Source organism: Mesorhizobium sp. PAMC28654 (assembly GCF_020616515.1).
In the GTDB taxonomy this organism is placed as follows: domain Bacteria; phylum Pseudomonadota; class Alphaproteobacteria; order Rhizobiales; family Rhizobiaceae; genus Mesorhizobium.
The window spans coordinates 6,611,947-6,628,329 of record NZ_CP085135.1; the positions used below are offsets into that span (position 1 = coordinate 6,611,947).

The window sequence follows — 16,383 nt, forward strand, 5'->3', positions numbered from 1 at the left end:
GAGAGGGTGCCGTTATTCCAACGACGGCTCCCGGAACACGGACATTTCGGCACCATCGGCGGCGTAGCGGGCGTGGCGAAAATCGCGGATGCCGAGAAGCCTGGCCTGCCACGCCAGCAGGATGAAATAGGATGGCGGCGCTGTCGGATCGGGGTCGCAGACAAGGACCGCCGGCCGGTTTTCCACAAAGCCGGGGACGAAGCGCCAGTCCTGCCTCGTGGAATAATTGTGGAAGTAGGTACTCACTTCCTTGCGCCCGTTCAGCCGCGTTCTCGCCACCAACTCCAGCCGCACGTCCTCGGCCAGCATGTCGCGGACGGCATCGAAATCATGGGCGTTGAAGCGATCGATATAGGCTTCGAGCAGCGAACGCTCCGACGTACTCAGGAATGGTGATGGAAGCTCTTCCGGCTCATCGGCGATTTCGCGCAGGCGGCCACGACCGCGATGCAGGGCGGCCTTGATGGCGGGAATGCTGGTGTCGAGGATGACGCTGATCTGCTGTAGCGAATAGCCGAGCACGTCCATCATGATGACGCTGCATCGCTGCGCGACGGGAAGGCGCATGAAGGTACGCAGGCTGGCAGCCGCGGCCTCTCGTTCGATGGTGGGGTTTGCCGGATCGATGATCATATCCAGGTCCTCGCCGGAAAAGGCCTTCTCACGGGCGCGGCGGCGCAAAAGGTCGAGTGCCGCATTGTGAGCGATACGAAACAGCCAGCCTTCCGGGTTGGCGATCGGACCGACGTCCGGCAAGGCTTCGATCGCCTTGGCAAGCGCTTCCTGCAGCACATCCTCGCCGTCGATGACCGAGCCGGTCATGCGGGCGCAATAGCGGTGCAGCTTCGGACGCAATTCGCCGAACAGGCGATCGAAAGGCTCGCGGATATCGCCAGTGATGGTCATGCGCCTGTCGTTTCGTGACGTCGTTCCATCGCTTTATTCGTCCAGCATCCGATAATTGCCCACCACCGTCATCACGTCGCGATGTGGAAACTCGATGCAGCGATCCCTGATGCCATTCTGAAAGGCCTCGAATGCGACAAGCCCGGGAATGACATTCGCGTGCTCCCCGGTTTCGACCTCGACGAGGTGGACAAAGGTACCGTCATCGGACCTCCACGTCATGTAGCGGACACCTTCAGGCGATTTGCCACGCAACTCCTGGAACACGGCTTTCACCAGCCGCTCGTTCTCGTCGGCCATTTCGGGTTTCGTCCTGTAGCGTATGAGGTGGTGTTTCATCATCTGCTCCTTTGGCAGCCCTGCGTCCTGCCGGCCGCTCATGTCTCAGACGTTGCGGGAAGCCAAAGGATTCGATCTCAGGAAAATATTTCCCCATCGCCCATCATACCAATGCCGATGGGGCGTGATTCACCCACCGTCTCGGACGAGCAGACGTTTCAGCATAGGCTCGATCCTTGAAAGCTCGTCGAGATGCGTGGCCGACAATTCCGCAAGGCAGTCGTCGGCGTGCTCGGTCAATCGTAGCAGGACGCGGCGCTGATCGTCCTTGTCCTGATCCCTTGTGACCAGCCCAGCCTCGCCAAGACGATTGACCAGCTCGACGGCGCTATGGTGGCGAATGCGCAAGCGCTCCGCCAGATCGCCAATCGTCACCGGACCGCCGCCCGGAAAGCCCTTGATCGCCAGCAGCGCCTGATGCTGGCGCGGGGTCAGGCCGGCGCCTTCCGCCTGCACCTGGCTGAATTCGAGGAAACGGCGGATCAGGTAGCGGAACTCGGACAGGCGCTGGTAATCGGCTTGGCTGATGGTGGGGCGTGTTTTCCTGGGCAGCGTCATATCCGACCTTTGTTCCATTCCGGCAAAAGCTCAAACGGTTTTCGTGCAAAACCAGCTTGAATATTTATATCGTGTTACGATACATGAAGGTTGAAAAGCCGGCTGGCCCGCAATCCTGCCGCCTGTCCCAGATACGGCCCGCCGCCAGGAAGCAGAGCTGCCATGAAGACCCATCAACCCAAGCCCGACCACCTCAGGGATTTCACGACCGATGCAAGCGTGCTGCTCATTGCCGCCATAGCCGTGGTCGTGGCGACCGCGGGCCTGTTTGCCGGCATCGCGCTGTTGAAGCTGATCCGGCTTGCCACCAACATCGCCTATTTCGGCCAGTTTTCGCTTGCCGACCTGAAGCTGCAAGATACGCCGCTTGGGCTTGCCGCGGCGATTGTTCCGGTCATCGGCGCGCTGATCATCGGCCTGATGGCGCGCTTCGGCAGCGAGAAGATTCGCGGCCACGGCATTCCCGAGGCCATCGAGGCGATCCTGCTTGGGCGGTCGCGGCTTGATGCCAAGGTTGCGATCCTGAAGCCGCTATCGTCGGCGATCTCGATCGGCTCCGGCGGACCATTCGGCGCCGAAGGCCCGATCATCATGACCGGTGGCGCCATCGGCTCGCTGATCGCGCAGATGCTGCCGGTCAGCGACAATGAACGCAAGACGCTGCTTGTGGCTGGCGCGGCGGCCGGCATGACCACCGTATTCGGAACGCCGATCGCCGCCATCATGCTGGCGGTGGAACTGCTGCTCTTCGAATGGACGCCGCGCAGCTTCATTCCCGTGGCGGTCGCGGCTGTTATCGCCGAGGTCGAACGCACCATGCTGCATCTTCCCGGACCGATCTTTCCGTTCCAGGGCGGGATGGAGATTTCCTTTGTCGGCCTTGGCGGCTGGGTTGCGATCGGCATTTGTGCGGGGCTGTTGTCGGGGCTGCTGACGCAGATGGTCTATGCCTGCGAGGACGGTTTTCAGAAACTGCCCATTCATTGGATGTGGTGGCCGATGATTGGCGGTCTGGTGGTCGGCATCGGCGGGTTGATCGAACCGCGGGCGCTCGGCGTCGGCTATGACAACATCGCCGATATGCTGGATGGCCGCATGGTCGCCACGGCAGCACTCATCCTGCTGGTGGTAAAGGCCATCATCTGGTCGGTTGCGCTGGGTTCGGGGACATCCGGAGGCGTGCTGGCGCCGCTTTTGATCATGGGCGGCGCGATGGGGGCGGTGCTGGCGGGCATCCTGCCCGCGGCGGATCCGGGCTTCTGGGCGCTGCTGGCAATGGCGGCAACCATGGGCGGCACGATGCGGGCGCCGCTGACCGCCACCTTCTTCGCGGTGGAACTGACCGGCAACACGCATATGCTGGTGCCGCTGATCGCGGCCTGTGCGGCGGCGCACGCCGTCACCGTGCTCCTGATGAAGCGTTCGATCCTGACCGAGAAAATCGCCAGGAGGGGACACCACCTAGTTCGCGAATACCGGGTCGATCCCTTCGCCTTGACCAGGGTGCGCGAGGTGATGACCTCAAATGTCGAGAGCGTGCCGTCGACGATGACGCTGCATGGCGCGGCGGCGTTCCTGACCGCGCCGGAAACGCGGCATCCGAGTTTTCCCGTGGTCAATGAGGACGGGCATGTGCTCGGTCTCATCGATCCACCGGCGATCCTGCGCTGGAGACGCGCGGGCACGCATCGCACCACGACGCTCGGCGAATTGCTGGCCGGAAGCAAAGTCACGCTGGCCTATCCGGATGAGTATCTGGAAGGCCTCTCCGACAAGCTGCTGATGGCGAATGTTTCCCATCTGCCCGTGGTTACGCGCGAGGACGCACGGCTGGTCGGCTATGTCGGCTGGAAGGATCTGATGCGCGTGCGGTCGCGGAAACAGGCCGAGGAGCGCGATCGCTCGACCTTGATCGGCTTCGGCACGAGACGCGAGAAAAAGGAAGACGTGGTAGAGGGCGTCTAGGAAACCGCGTCGCGCTTCGCCCACTCCAGGACATAAAGCCTTAGGGCCGAGGACAGGTTGGTGTCGCGGGGGCGAGTCGCGTCGACTTCCGCGACAAGTGCGGCGAGCGTCAGCTTTCTGGTCGCCGCGATCGCGATGAGGTCGTCATAGAAGGGCTTTTCGAGGGAATAGCTGGTGCGGTGGCCGCGAATGGTCACCGAGCGTTTTACCACCGCGCTCACGGGCGGAGTCTCATTTTGCTAGGCATCAGGTTCGTCCGAAAACAGCGGCGCACTTTTCGGCCCGACGCTTTGGCTGCCCTTGTCGCCGGGCTCACGACGATGGCCGGCGACGAACTTTTCGGCCTTTTCGGCGATCAGCCGGTCGCGCTGTTTCTCCGCCTTGGAACGGCCGTGTAATGCCCGGTTCTGTTCGGCGGCGCTCAGCTTCTCGTCCCGCGCCTTCTGTTTTCTGGCCTGGCGCAGATTGACGATGTCGCCCATGGCGTGGCTCGTCAGGTCACTTCTTGCGGAAGGCGTCTAGCGAGACGACTTCCGCGCCCTTGGCAGCGGCATCCGTCGCCGCGGGCTTCTTCTCGGCCTCGGCCGCGGCCTTCTTCTCGGCCTTCGGCTTTTTCTCGGAGACGATTGTCAGCGTCTCGGGCGGGGCTTGAGCGGCTGGCTCGTCGGCTGCCGCGCCATCCGTCTTGACATCGAACTCGAGTTCGAAATTGACAGACGGGTCATAAAAGCCGCGCACCGCCGAGAACGGAATTTCCAGCTTTTCCGGAACATCGGAGAAGGACAGCCCAACCTCGAAGCCGGTATCCGTCACTTTCAAGTCCCAATACTGGAACTGGATGACGATGGTCATCTGTTCGGGATAGCGCTCGCGCAGCCTTGAAGACACGCGAACGCCTGGCGCACCGGTCAGGAAGGTGATGAAGAAATGATGGTTGCCGGGCAGGCCGGTGCGCGCGACCTCGGCCAGAACCTTGCGCATGACGCCGCGCAATGCCTCCTGGGCCAGAATGTCGTAGCGGATGTGGTCGTCGGCCATGTGACGGTCAGGTTCCGTTGAATCTTCCGCATAGCTGTAATCAAGCTTGAGGGCGGCGTAAACCGGCATATAGATCGAGGCCGTGCCTAAGCTAGGCCTGTCGCCGTCTATTTTGATCGTTTGGGCCGCATTTCAAGAAGCCTGGCAAAACGATCTACGTGTTGGCGAGCGCGCCGAGCTTTTCTGTACTGGCCGCGGACTTGCGCCTGCCGAAGGCGCGCAGGAAGGTGCGCACGCCATTGGTCGCCGATTGCAGCACCTCATCGTCCCGAGGCGTGCCGCCGAGCATGAAAATTGTCTGCAGTTCGGCGTTGACGAGGCCTAGAAACTGCCGCGCCGCGACATCGGGATCGTCGATCGCGAGGTAACCGCCATAGGCGAGGCGGGCAAAGCGGGCGGCAAGCGCCGGCCATGTCCTGCCGGGTCCTTGTTCGCGCCACTCGGCAAACAGCTCGGGATAGCGCTCGCCCTCGGTCTGGATCAGCTTGCGCAGGAATTTTCCGTCGCGGTTGCAGATGCAGTTATGGTTCATGCGCACCGCGAAGGCGATCAGATCGGCCTCGAGATCCCTGGGTTGGTCGGGGAAGGTGGAAATGGTGGCAAAGATGCCGGCGTTGCAACGCTCGGTGAGGTCGCGAACCACGGCAACGAAGAGTTTTTCCTTGTCGCCATGATGATTGTAGACGGTCTGGCGCGAGACGCCGGCCTCGACCGCGATCAGGTCGATGTTGGCGCCGGCGAAGCCCTCGCGGCAGAAAACGGACGCCGCGGAGTCAACAATGGACACGCGCTTGGCCTCGTGGCCGCGTGGCGGAAAAGTGTCAGGAGAAACGCTTGGTCTCATAAAAATCTATATAGAGGTGATTGACGATTTAGACAAGACTGTCTAAATTTGTGGACACGATACGAAGAGGTTCCACTCCGGAGAAGTGTCGGAACCTCATGGGATGGAACGTCCTAGGGTTAGACGTCGCCTGGCGGCGGCAACCACATTCGAAAGAAGCCACTATCATGAGTCCCAAATTCCTCCGCATCGCGGTCGTGCTCGGCTTGTTGTCCGCCATAGGGCCGTTCGCCATCGACATGTATCTGCCCGCACTGCCGTCGATCGGCGCGGATTTGCACGCCGGTACCGCCGCCGTGCAGATGAGCCTGCTGATCTTCTTCCTTTCCATGGGTTTCGGCCAGATCGTCGTCGGGCCGATCTCCGACATGGTCGGCCGCAAGCTGCCGCTTTATGGCGGCTTGGTGCTGTTCATGATCGGCGGCGTCGGTTCGGCGATGGCGCCGACCATCGAATGGCTGATCGCCTTCCGTTTCCTGCAAGGCCTGGGCGCCAGCGCCGGCATGGCGGTGCCGCGCGCCATCGTGCGCGACCTGCACACCGGCACCGAGGCCGCCAAGCTGATGTCCTTGTTGATGCTGGTGTTTGCGGTGTCGCCGATCCTGGCGCCGCTGACCGGAAGCGTGATCATCGAGAATTTCGGCTGGCGCGCCGTGTTCTGGACGGTGACGGCTGCGGCGGCACTCGCCACCATCCTGCTGGCGACCTCGCTCAAGGAAACGCGGCCGGTGGAAGATCGTGTGCCGGCTCCTCTTTCGGCACCGCGCTTGCTGGCTACCGCTTCCTGATGGGCGATCGTAATTTCCTTGGCCTGACCGCGATCGCCGGCTTCGGCATTGCGAGCTTCTTCGTCTATCTGTCGAGCTCGTCCTTCATCCTGATCGATCATTACGGGCTGTCGCCTTCGGTCTACAGCGTGTTCTTTTCGATCAACGCAGTCGCCTTCATCGGCATGTCGCAGATGACGGGGCTGTTGGCGGAGCGGTTCGGACTGCGGCGCGTCGTGCGTGTCGCGGTCACCGGCTACGCAACGACGATGGTGGTGCTGTTCGCGGTCATGGCCACCGGCATCGACCGGCTCGACGTGATGGCGGCGCTGCTGTTCGTCGGCTACGGCTTCCTCGGCCTTGTCATTCCGACCACCTCGGTGCTGGCCATGGAAGAGCATGGCGAGATCGCCGGCACGGCCTCTGCGCTGATGGGCACGCTGCATTTCGCCATTGGCGCGCTCGCCATGGGTGTTGCCGGTGTGTTCTTCGATGGCACGCCGTTGCCCATGGTGGCTGGCATCGCGCTGTGCGCGGTGATCTCCTTCACGCTGGCCAAGGTGACGCTCGGCCGTGGGCGCGAAGCCGTCGAAGCGCCGGCGGAGTAAGCAGTCACCAGCAAGCCATGAAAGGCCGGGTCGATCCCGGCCTTTTTCAGGTTCGATCAGACGAAACCAGTTTCGGTCAGCACGAATTCCAGGCGTTTCTCGATCGGCGCCAGGGGCAGCGGAACCAGTTCATAGCCCAGTTCCGTGTAGACGCCGACCAGCGCATGATAGGTGCGCTCGGCCTCGTCGAGCGTCTGCTTGCGTTCTTCATCCTGCGCGAAGATGTCCGGCCAGGGCGGGGCAATGAAGACGCGCGGGTTGTAGCGGAAGCGGTCTGCCGCGGCGCTGACGTGCCCGGGTACCGGCAGGCCGCTCAGCCTGAGATAGCCGAGCGTGTCCGGTACGCCTCGGTCGAAGAAGACGGGCCCGTTCTGTTCGATGGCTTCTTGATACGAGCGCAGTTCCCACGACAGCATCAGTTCGGCGAAGAGTGCCCGGTCATGCCAGGGCAGGGCAGGACCGCCTATCGCCGACTGGTCGCGAATGATGCCGCGCCCCGCCTCCACGGAAGTGGCGAAGCCGGCTGACCGCAAGGCTTCGATCAATGTGGTCTTGCCCGAACCCGGGCCGCCGGTCAGCACAAGGAATCGATCGGAATCGTTTTGCATTTTTTGTCCATGGAGCAAGGAGACACGCGGCTCCACGGTTTCGCGGCCGACTGGTCGTACGAATTCTGCCAGCGGGAGCTACAGTTGCGTGACGCATGTTGAAGGAGGGGGAGAAGTGGAGGTTTCTGTTGCCAGGTACCTCCGAACCCCGCCTAGAAGTGCGAACCCCTAGGACTTGAATTGAAGCTATCGCACCGCTTACGCGGCGAGACGTGCTTCCGCATAGTTGTCGTTTGCAACTACAAGTTTAGCCCGATGACGGTGGTACCATGCCGGGCAAAAGTACGATCTTTACACCTTCGTCGATCCTATTTCGCCCCCAGCAAAAGCCGCTCTTTCACCAGAGCGGTTTTTGGTGGAGGCGCCGGGTACCGCCCCCGGGTCCGAACGGCTTATTTCATCGCCCATTTATCGCCATAGTCGGTCAAGCCGACAAAACGAATATAGGGGCCGGTCGTGGAAAATGAAAGGCCGCAATCGCGCTTTGTCCCCGTTTCAAATTGCAACGCAAAGGGTTGACTTGAAAGCGCTCTCAACCGAAGCTTTGCCACGGTGAGGAGTTACCGACCTAGCGCACAAGTTGCGGCAGCGCGCCACAGCCCTCATCGATCGGATCCGTGGCGCCGACGAGGGGAAGTTTGATGGCCGATTATCTCGCAGACGTGAAGAAATACGACGCCGCGGCGAACGCCGATGTGGTCGAGAAGATCGTGAAGCACCTGGGCATTGCGCTGCGCAATCGCGATTCCTCGCTGGTATCCTGCACGGACCCGAAGGAACTCGATCGTGTCAAGGCGGGCTGGGTTTCGAAGAAGCTCGGCATCACTGATGACAAGAAGGCCGATGCCGCGATCCAAAAGGTCTGCCAGACGATGCACGCCGACCACAGCAAGCACCGGGTGACGTTCTACTATCTGGTTGCGAAGCATCTGGGCAAGCTCGGCTCGCTGTGAAGATCGCGCGCTGGCGTAGAAGAACAATCGCTTCAGGTTGAATTTGCACTTCATCGAACGTCGGCGCTGCCCCTCATTGCCCTGCCGGGCATTTCTCCCCGTATAGTGACGGGGAGAAAGTAGCTGCCCGCAACTCGGCGGTTGCTCCGTTTTGGTGTGTTCGGGCGCCGGTCCGGCAGCTATAATGCCTGCACAATCGAATCGAGCCGGAACCGATGCGCCAGTATCTCGACCTTCTGAAACATGTGCTGGAAAACGGTGCTGATCGTGGCGATCGCACCGGCACCGGAACGCGTTCGGTGTTCGGTTACCAGATGCGCTTCGATCTTGCGAATGGCTTTCCGGTCACCACCACCAAGAAGCTTCATCTGAAGTCGATCATCCATGAACTCCTGTGGTTCCTGGCCGGCGACACCAATGTCAAATATCTCAATGATCACGGCGTCTCCATCTGGGACGAATGGGCAGACGAGAATGGCGACCTTGGCCCTGTCTATGGCAAGCAATGGCGCTCCTGGCCGGACGGCCATGGCGGCTCTATCGACCAGATTGCTGGCCTTCTGAAGGAGATACGCAGGAATCCTCAATCGCGGCGGCTGATTGTTTCAGCCTGGAACCCGGCCGAGGTGGAGGCCATGGCGCTGCCGCCCTGCCACTGCCTGTTCCAGTTCTATGTCTCCGAGGGTCGGCTTTCCTGCCAGCTTTATCAGCGCTCCGCCGATATTTTTCTCGGCGTTCCCTTCAACATCGCCTCGTATGCGCTTCTGACATTGATGGTTGCACAGGTGACCGGACTAAAGCCCGGCGATTTCGTCCATACGCTTGGCGATGCGCATCTCTACTCGAACCATTTCGAGCAGGCGCGCGAGCAATTGCGGCGCACGCCCAGGGCGCTGCCGACAATGTGGATCAATCCGGAGGTGAAAGACCTCTTTGCGTTCCGCTTCGAGGATTTCCGGCTGGAAAACTACGTTGCCGACGCGAGCATCAAGGCGCCCATCGCGGTCTGAGCCGGGCTCGGCGTTGTCAGCCGACCTCGTAATCGCCAGCCTGTGGCGGCGCGATCGGCTTGAACAGCGTCCGGTCCGGCTTCAGGTCGAGGAGGGGCGTTCCGTCGACGCAATCCATGCCTCGCACCAGCAATGTCGAGCCTTCAACGCCGGCAAGTGTCGCGATCGATGTGCCGATCGGATTGGGCCGGACGGGGGAGCGTAGCGCAAAGGTGCCGCGCGACGTGCCATCGCTGGCTGGGCTCTGCTTGACGAGATCGCGACGCGACAGATGCAGCCAGTAGAGAACCTCGAGGCGCTCGAATGCCTCGATACCTTGCAGCGCTTCTCGCCACGGATCGAAGATCTCGATCCGGCAGACCGGGCCATCCGCACGGCCTTGGCGCGGCGTGAGCAGCCGCGAGGCCCAGGGCGTGCGGATGACGCCGATGAACACCAGGCCGGCGTCGGTCGCCGGCGGCGGGTCAACCGCCACCTCGCTTGGCCTGATCTCGTTCTCACGAACCATTCGAGGCAGCGGCTTCAGTCGATGCCGACCATGACGTCCGACGCCTTGACCACGGCATAGGCTTGCTTGCCTTTTTCCAGCTTGAGATCGGCGACGGCTTCGTTGGTGATCGAGGCGGTGACGACGGCGCCGCCGCCAATATCGATGCGGACATGCGAGGTCGTCGCTCCCTTGACGATCTCGACGATCGTTCCCTTCAGGATATTGCGGGCGCTGATTTTCATGGCGTTTCCTTTCAGTGTTTTGTTCCGCGCCAGTCTTAGCAGAACCATCCGATCGCGCCACGTGCAAGGTTACGGCGAGATGAAGCGGCTTCGGCCGGCGGTGGCCCTTTACGTTGTTATGTTCATGCGGATATATCGGTCGGCAGGCTCATAGCCGAACGGATTTCAACTCAGGGAGAGTTTCATGACGCGCAGGGGTTTTGAAATGAAGGCGATTGCCATTGGTGGTTTTGCGGCAATGCTGATGGCCACGATGCCCGCACACGCGGAAGACAAGGTCGTGGTGTTTGCCGCGGCCAGCCTCAAGGACGCGCTCGATGCCGTCAACAAGTCGTGCGAGGCGGATGTCGGCGAGGCGGCGACCATTTCCTACGCGGCAAGCTCGGCGCTGGCCAAGCAGATCGAGGGCGGCGCGCCGGCCGATGTGTTCATCTCCGCCGACCTCGACTGGATGAAGTATCTGTCCGACAAGAAGCTGACGAAGCCGGACACCGAAGTGAAGCTGCTTGGCAACGAGATCGTGCTGGTGGCGCCGAAGGATTCGAAGGTTGAAACCAAGATCGAGAAGGGTTTCGATCTGGCCAAGCTGGTTGGCGACGGCAAGCTCGCCATGGGCGATTTCAAGGCGGTGCCGGCCGGCAAGTACGGCAAGGCGGCGCTGGAATCGCTGGGCGTCTGGTCCTCGGTCGAAGGCAAGGTGGCGCAGGCAGAGAACGTCCGCGCGGCGCTCAAGCTGGTCTCGACCGGCGAAGCCGCGCTCGGCATCGTATATGCCACGGACGCGCATGCGGAAAAGGGCGTCAAGGTGGTCGGTACCTTCCCCGAAGATTCGCACCCGCCGATCATCTACCCGGTTGCCCAGATCGCGGATTCGAAGGACAAGCATACGCCGGCATTCCTGAAGTGCCTGCAGTCTTCCAAGGCGGCCAAGCTCTTCAAGGAGCAGGGCTTCACCGTCCTGACCAAGTAAAGGATGCGTTCTGACGCATGAACTGGCTGCTGGACCTCACTCCCGACGAATGGAATGCGGTCCGGCTGTCCATCAAGGTGGCGACCGTGGCCATGGTCGCCAGCCTGCCGCCGGGCATACTGATCGCGCTGCTGCTGGCGCGCGGGCAATTCTGGGGCAAGACGCTGCTCAACGGGCTGGTCCACCTGCCGCTGATCCTGCCACCGGTGGTGACCGGTTATCTGCTGTTGCTGACTTTCGGCAGACGCGGCCCGGCCGGAGCCTTCCTGGCCGAGCATTTCGGCATTGTCTTTTCCTTCCGCTGGACGGGCGCGGCATTGGCCTGCGGTGTCATGGGCTTTCCCTTGATGGTGCGGGCAATCCGGCTGTCGATCGAGGCGGTTGACCGCAAGATGGAAGCGGCTGCCGGGACGCTCGGCGCCAACCCGCTTTGGGTGTTCGGCACGATTACGCTGCCGCTGATACTGCCCGGCTTGATCGCCGGCGCCATCCTGTCCTTTGCCAAGGCCATGGGTGAGTTCGGCGCGACGATCACCTTCGTCTCCAACATCCCGAACGAGACACAGACGCTGCCTTCGGCGATCTATACGTTCACGCAGGTGCCAGGCGGCGACGAAGGCGCGCTCAGGCTGACGCTGATTTCCATCATCATCTCGCTGGCGGCGCTTGTCGCCTCGGAAGTGCTGGCGCGGCGCGTCGGGCGGCGGATGGACATCGAATGACGGTCCTCGTCAACATCCGCCATCAGCTCGAGAGTTTTGAGCTCGACGTCCGCTTCGAGAGCGCTGGGCGGTTGACCGCGCTGTTCGGCTCCTCTGGCTCAGGCAAGACAACGCTGATCAATACGATCGCCGGGCTGATCCGGCCCGACAAGGGGCGCATCGAGGTCGACGGCCGCGTGCTGGTCGACACGGATGCCGGCATATTCGTGCCGAAGCACAAGCGGCGGATCGGCATGGTGTTCCAGGATGCGCGGCTGTTTCCGCATATGAGCGTGGCCAGCAATCTGCGCTATGGCCGCTGGTTCACGCCGGCGGCGCAACGCTACGCCGACATGAGCGCGGTGGTTGAGCTGCTCGGCATGGGCGCGTTGTTGGAACGGCGGCCGGCAAAGCTTTCCGGCGGCGAAAACAGCGGGTGGCGATCGGTCGGGCGTTGCTTGCCAGCCCAAAACTTCTGCTCATGGATGAGCCGCTGGCATCGCTCGACGAAGCGCGCAAGGCCGAAATCCTGCCCTATATCGAACGGCTGCGCGACGAGATGAAAATCCCGATCGTCTATGTCAGCCATTCGGTCGCGGAGGTCGCCCGTCTGTCGAGCAATGTGGTGGTGCTGGCGCAGGGCAAGGTCGCCGCTTTCGGCCCGACCGGTGCCATCATGGAGCGGCTCGACCTTTTGCCGGCTGAAGAACGTGCGGAAGGCGGGGCAGTGCTAGACACCAAGGTGATCAGCCATGACGAGGCGTTCGGCATGACGGTGCTCGGTTCGCCGGTTGGCGAGATCCGCGTGCCACGGCTGGCAATCGCGGTTGGAGCGCCGGTGCGCATCCGCATTCGCGCCCGCGACGTGATGATCGCCACCGAGCGCCCGGAAGGTCTCAGCGCGCTCAACATTTTGCCGGGCACGATCATGACGATAAAGCCGGGCGAGGGGCCCGCTGTCGAAGTGGGCATCGACTGCAACGGCGCGACGGTGATTGCCCGGATCACCGAGCAATCACGGCATGCGCTGGGGCTTCAGCTTGGCCGACGGGTTTTTGCGGTGATCAAGACCGTGAGTTTCGATCGCGCGAACACCGGTGCCGGCCTGCCCGCCGATGCGGATGCATGACGCGAATGGTCATCGCTATGTTAATTTGGAATAGCGGTTTCGTTGGAGAGCTTCTACTATGGGTGTGGTCGTGACTGCGGAGGACCCGAAATGCCATCGCTGAGCTTGCGGATAAATCTCGATCCAGATGGGCGCATCGGGCCGGGTAAGATCGAGCTTCTGGAGCAGATCGCTTCCTTCGGCTCGATCTCGGCCGCCGCGCGCGGCATGGAGATGTCCTACAAGCACGCGTGGGACCTGGTTGAGGACATGAACCGGGTGTTCGGCAAGCCGCTCGTGGCCGCGCAGACCGGGGGCCGCAAGGGCGGCGGCGCGCAACTGACATCGGTGGGGCTGGCCGTGGTCAGCCGTTTTCGTGCCATCGAGCGCGCGGCGGCGGCGGCGGCCGCCACGCATATGGAGGCGCTGCAGGCCGAGATTGATGCGGGATAGGGCAGTAGGAAGTAGGAAGTAGGAAGTAAGAAGTAAGAAGTAAGAAGTAAGAAGTAAGAAGTAAGAAGTAAGAAGTAAGAAGTAAGCGGCATCCGTCTGCTGTCTTCCGGTACCTTCACCTACTGCCCTACTGCCTTATTCCCCTACTGCCTTCCTATTCAGGCTTGCGCAGCAGGTAGGTGTCCATGATCCAGCCCTTGCCGCGGCGGGCTTCTTCACGGACTCTTTCGATCTCCGCGCCGACGTCGCCGAGGCGGCCGGAGATGATGATTTCGTCGGGTGTGCCGAGATAGGCGCCCCAGTGGATGATGAGGTCCTTGTCGGCCAGCGTGTTGAAGGCGCATTTGCCGTCCAGCATGATGACGGCGCTGCCGGCATTGTCCGGCATGCCTTCCTCGGTGAGGCGGCGGCCGGTGGTGACAAGGAAGGAATCGCCGATGCGGTTCAGCGCCATCTTGTGGCTGGCGGCGAGCGCCTGGACGGCGGTGATGCCGGGCATGACGTCCAGCTCGAAATCGACATTGGCCCTCAGGCTCACGCGCTCCAGGATGCGCAGCGCGCTGTCGTAGAGCGAGGGGTCGCCCCAGATCAGGAAAGCGCCGCAGCCATCTTCCGGCAGTTCGTCGCGGATCAGCGCCTCGTAAATGGCGGCGATCGCCTCATGCCAGTCATCGACGGTCGAGCGGTAAGAGGATGTCGGCTCGGCGCGCACCGGCACATCGAATTCGACCCTGCGTGATTTCGGATTGGTGACGAAACGATCGCAGATCTGGCGGCGCAGTTCGGCCAGCTCGGTCTTCCCTGCGCCCTTGTCGGGAATGAACAGCACGTCGGCCCGGTTCAGGCCTGATATGGCCTGCACGGTCATGTGCTCCGGATTGCCGGCGCCGATGCCGATGACGAGAACCTTGCGCATGGCCGAACTCCTGCCCGATCGAGGCGTGCCTGTCCAGACCGCCATTGTGTGTGCGCAAGCAGTTGCGCCGGCATGCAGGGGCTTTGAACGCGGGGCTGAAACAAGTAGGGTCGCGCCAATACTGATTTATGCGTGTCGTTCCCCAAAAACCCGCCGCGCGCTTCGGGTCAGGCTCGGGGAATGCTCTGGGGTGACATGCAGTGATTTTCGGAGGGTAGCTGTGATGTTGCGAACTGTCTTGGCTGCAGGATTGATGCTCTGCGCGGCGCCCGCATTGGCAAATGATTCGACCGCCGAGCTCGGCACTGGTGGTCTGATCCTGTCGCGCAGCGACGCGGTGGCGATGCAAAGCGAGGACCTTTACATCTCGCCGGACAAGGTGACGGTCGACTATGTCTTCCACAACAATACGGACAAGGACGTTGACGCGATCGTCGCTTTTCCGATGCCGGACATCGAGGGCAATCCCGAGGAAATGCCGGCCATCCCCAACGACCCCAGTGACAATTTCCTCGGCTTCGAGGTGACGATCGACGGCGCGGCGGTGAAGCCGCAGCTTGAGCAGAAGGCGTTCGCGCTGGGCATCGACATCAGCGCCGAACTGAAGGCGCAGAACGTGCCGTTCTACCCGTTCGGCGATACCGCCAAGGCGGCACTGGCGAAGCTACCAAAGTCGGTGGCCGACGACTGGGTCAACCGCGGCATCATCATCGAGGATCCGGAAGGCGACCAAAACGCCACACCGTCCTATGCGCCATGGTGGCAGCTACGCTCGACCTATTGGTGGCGCTCGAACTTTCCCGCCAATGCGGACGTCCGTGTCTCGCACCGCTACAAGCCCAGCGTCGGCAGTTCATCAACGGTCACCTTCTTTTCCGATGGCAAGTTCCAGGACCCGTATGCCGCTTACAAGGTTCGTTACTGCATGGACGGCACGTTCGAGAACGCCATCCGCAAGGCGGCCAAGGATGATACCAACGGCTATCCGTATTACGAAAGCCGCATCGCCTATATCCTGACCACCGGCGGCAACTGGGCGACGGGCACCATCGGCAAGTTCAAGCTGACCGTCGACAAGGGCAATGCGAAAAACCTCGTCTCGTTTTGCGGCGATAATGTCAGGAAGGTCGGGCCAACGACCTTCGAGATGACGGCCAATGATTTCTATCCCGAGCACGACATCAATATCCTCATCCTGAACCCGACCGACAGCAATGGCGGGAGCGCCAACTGATGGATGTCGCTGTTTATGTCGCCATCGCCGAAAACGACGTGATCGGGCGTGACGGTGGTTTGCCCTGGCGGCTTTCCACCGACCTCAAGCGCTTCAAGGCCGATACGATGGGCAAGCCCATCGTCATGGGCCGCAAGACCTATGAGGGCATCGGCCGGCCGCTGCCGGGCAGGCTGAACATCGTGGTCACCCGCGACAAGGACTGGCGCGCCGAGGGTATCGAAGTCGTGCATTCGCTGGATGATGCCATCCGGCTGGCGAAAGCGCGCGCTGCTGGAGCCGCCGAGGTCTGCATCATTGGCGGCGGCCAGATCTATGCGCAGGCGCTGCCGCTGGCTGACCGTCTGCACGTCACCCACGTCCTGGCTGATGTCGACGGCGACGCGCATTTTCCGCCTATCGACCCCAAGCTGTGGCGCATTGTCCAGGCGGAAGACATACCAGCCGGCGAAAAGGACAGTCACGCGACGCGCTATACGGTTTACGAGCGCCGCCGCGAGATACTTTGAAAGACAAAAACGGTATTGAGGGACGACAAAGGGTCGCGATTATCCAAAAGAGATGCTGTCGACAGGGCATCGCGTTGAAAGCACGTCGTGGCGTCCCTATAGAAGGACAACACTGGATTGTGCGCCGTAACGCCGGCGCATGAGGGAATTCCAAGCGAAAGGAC

At 61.8% G+C, this 16,383-nt stretch carries 19 protein-coding genes, 1 other RNA gene and 2 pseudogenes; 10 read left to right on the forward strand and 12 right to left on the reverse strand.

Annotated elements, in window-relative coordinates; translation table 11 throughout:
* Positions 1-12 precede the first annotated feature (12 nt).
* From LGH82_RS32710 to LGH82_RS32720, 3 genes are all read right to left on the reverse strand, one after another.
* A complete protein-coding gene (locus tag LGH82_RS32710; protein ID WP_227346648.1) occupies positions 13-906 on the reverse strand; it encodes a sigma-70 family RNA polymerase sigma factor in 894 nt (297 codons plus the stop codon).
* A 33-nt stretch (positions 907-939) separates the two neighbouring features.
* Positions 940-1,245, reverse strand: a complete 306-nt coding sequence (locus LGH82_RS32715; RefSeq protein WP_227346649.1) for a hypothetical protein — start codon at positions 1,243-1,245, stop codon at positions 940-942.
* A gap of 129 nt (positions 1,246-1,374) precedes the next feature.
* Positions 1,375-1,803, reverse strand: coding sequence for a MarR family winged helix-turn-helix transcriptional regulator (locus LGH82_RS32720; RefSeq protein ID WP_227346650.1), 429 nt, complete (start codon positions 1,801-1,803; stop codon positions 1,375-1,377).
* Positions 1,804-1,965: 162 nt separating this feature from the next.
* Here LGH82_RS32720 and LGH82_RS32725 point away from each other — a divergent pair, with 162 nt between their 5' ends.
* The gene (locus LGH82_RS32725) at positions 1,966-3,768 is read left to right on the forward strand and encodes a chloride channel protein (RefSeq protein ID WP_227346651.1); all 1,803 of its coding nucleotides are present in this window, start codon (positions 1,966-1,968) and stop codon (positions 3,766-3,768) included.
* Here LGH82_RS32725 and LGH82_RS32730 read toward each other — a convergent pair.
* The 4 genes from LGH82_RS32730 to LGH82_RS32745 form a co-directional block, all read right to left on the reverse strand.
* Positions 3,765-3,989, reverse strand: coding sequence for a ribbon-helix-helix domain-containing protein (locus tag LGH82_RS32730; RefSeq protein WP_227346652.1), 225 nt, complete (start codon positions 3,987-3,989; stop codon positions 3,765-3,767). The two genes, LGH82_RS32725 and LGH82_RS32730, sit on opposite strands and share 4 nt — an antisense overlap.
* Before the next feature lie 18 nt (positions 3,990-4,007).
* Positions 4,008-4,250 (reverse strand): DUF4169 family protein, encoded by a 243-nt coding sequence (locus tag LGH82_RS32735; RefSeq protein ID WP_227346653.1) that lies wholly within the window; start codon positions 4,248-4,250, stop codon positions 4,008-4,010.
* 16 nt (positions 4,251-4,266) lie between these two features.
* Complete coding sequence (locus LGH82_RS32740) at positions 4,267-4,806, reverse strand: SspB family protein (protein WP_227346654.1); 540 nt, start codon at positions 4,804-4,806, stop codon at positions 4,267-4,269.
* Positions 4,807-4,960: 154 nt separating this feature from the next.
* Entirely contained in the window at positions 4,961-5,650 is a 690-nt protein-coding gene (locus tag LGH82_RS32745) for a TetR/AcrR family transcriptional regulator (RefSeq protein ID WP_227346655.1), read from the reverse strand.
* Between the two features lie 167 nt (positions 5,651-5,817).
* Here LGH82_RS32745 and LGH82_RS32750 point away from each other — a divergent pair.
* Positions 5,818-7,025 (forward strand): annotated as a pseudogene (locus LGH82_RS32750) (multidrug effflux MFS transporter).
* Positions 7,026-7,081: 56 nt separating this feature from the next.
* On the opposite strand, the gene LGH82_RS32755 reads toward LGH82_RS32750, so the two are convergent.
* Both LGH82_RS32755 and ssrA read right to left on the reverse strand, forming a co-directional pair.
* Entirely contained in the window at positions 7,082-7,633 is a 552-nt protein-coding gene (locus LGH82_RS32755) for an AAA family ATPase (RefSeq protein ID WP_227346656.1), read from the reverse strand.
* Positions 7,634-7,747: 114 nt separating this feature from the next.
* Positions 7,748-8,106: a transfer-messenger RNA gene (gene ssrA, locus LGH82_RS32760) on the reverse strand.
* Between the two features lie 168 nt (positions 8,107-8,274).
* On the opposite strand from ssrA, the gene LGH82_RS32765 reads away from it, so the two are divergent.
* Positions 8,275-8,586 (forward strand): DUF2853 family protein, encoded by a 312-nt coding sequence (locus LGH82_RS32765; RefSeq protein WP_227346657.1) that lies wholly within the window; start codon positions 8,275-8,277, stop codon positions 8,584-8,586.
* Positions 8,587-8,801: 215 nt separating this feature from the next.
* The gene (locus tag LGH82_RS32770) at positions 8,802-9,596 is read left to right on the forward strand and encodes a thymidylate synthase (protein WP_227346658.1); all 795 of its coding nucleotides are present in this window, start codon (positions 8,802-8,804) and stop codon (positions 9,594-9,596) included.
* A gap of 16 nt (positions 9,597-9,612) precedes the next feature.
* Here LGH82_RS32770 and tsaA read toward each other — a convergent pair whose 3' ends face one another.
* Positions 9,613-10,104 carry a tRNA (N6-threonylcarbamoyladenosine(37)-N6)-methyltransferase TrmO gene (gene tsaA, locus LGH82_RS32775; protein WP_227346659.1) on the reverse strand — a complete coding sequence of 164 codons (492 nt, stop codon included), beginning with the start codon at positions 10,102-10,104 and terminating at the stop codon, positions 9,613-9,615.
* A 14-nt stretch (positions 10,105-10,118) separates the two neighbouring features.
* Positions 10,119-10,328 (reverse strand): TOBE domain-containing protein, encoded by a 210-nt coding sequence (locus LGH82_RS32780; protein ID WP_195174010.1) that lies wholly within the window; start codon positions 10,326-10,328, stop codon positions 10,119-10,121.
* A 184-nt stretch (positions 10,329-10,512) separates the two neighbouring features.
* Here LGH82_RS32780 and modA point away from each other — a divergent pair, with 184 nt between their 5' ends.
* The 4 genes and pseudogenes from modA to LGH82_RS32800 all read left to right on the forward strand — a co-directional run bounded on the left by modA (position 10,513) and on the right by LGH82_RS32800 (position 13,560).
* A complete protein-coding gene (gene modA, locus LGH82_RS32785; protein WP_227346660.1) occupies positions 10,513-11,298 on the forward strand; it encodes a molybdate ABC transporter substrate-binding protein in 786 nt (261 codons plus the stop codon).
* Between the two features lie 17 nt (positions 11,299-11,315).
* Entirely contained in the window at positions 11,316-12,020 is a 705-nt protein-coding gene (gene modB, locus LGH82_RS32790; protein ID WP_227346661.1) for a molybdate ABC transporter permease subunit, read from the forward strand.
* Positions 12,017-13,128, forward strand: a pseudogene (gene modC, locus LGH82_RS32795) (molybdenum ABC transporter ATP-binding protein). The gene modB and the pseudogene modC overlap by 4 nt, the downstream one beginning before the upstream one ends.
* Before the next feature lie 90 nt (positions 13,129-13,218).
* Entirely contained in the window at positions 13,219-13,560 is a 342-nt protein-coding gene (locus tag LGH82_RS32800; protein ID WP_227346662.1) for a winged helix-turn-helix domain-containing protein, read from the forward strand.
* A 154-nt stretch (positions 13,561-13,714) separates the two neighbouring features.
* Here LGH82_RS32800 and cobF read toward each other — a convergent pair whose 3' ends face one another.
* The gene (cobF, locus tag LGH82_RS32805; protein WP_227346663.1) at positions 13,715-14,476 is read right to left on the reverse strand and encodes a precorrin-6A synthase (deacetylating); all 762 of its coding nucleotides are present in this window, start codon (positions 14,474-14,476) and stop codon (positions 13,715-13,717) included.
* 223 nt (positions 14,477-14,699) lie between these two features.
* Here cobF and LGH82_RS32810 point away from each other — a divergent pair, with 223 nt between their 5' ends.
* Positions 14,700-15,710, forward strand: a complete 1,011-nt coding sequence (locus tag LGH82_RS32810; RefSeq protein WP_227346664.1) for a DUF4424 domain-containing protein — start codon at positions 14,700-14,702, stop codon at positions 15,708-15,710.
* Positions 15,710-16,219, forward strand: a complete 510-nt coding sequence (locus LGH82_RS32815) for a dihydrofolate reductase (protein WP_227346665.1) — start codon at positions 15,710-15,712, stop codon at positions 16,217-16,219. Before LGH82_RS32810 ends, LGH82_RS32815 begins: the two co-directional genes overlap by 1 nt.
* The last annotated feature ends 164 nt before the right edge of the window (positions 16,220-16,383 follow it).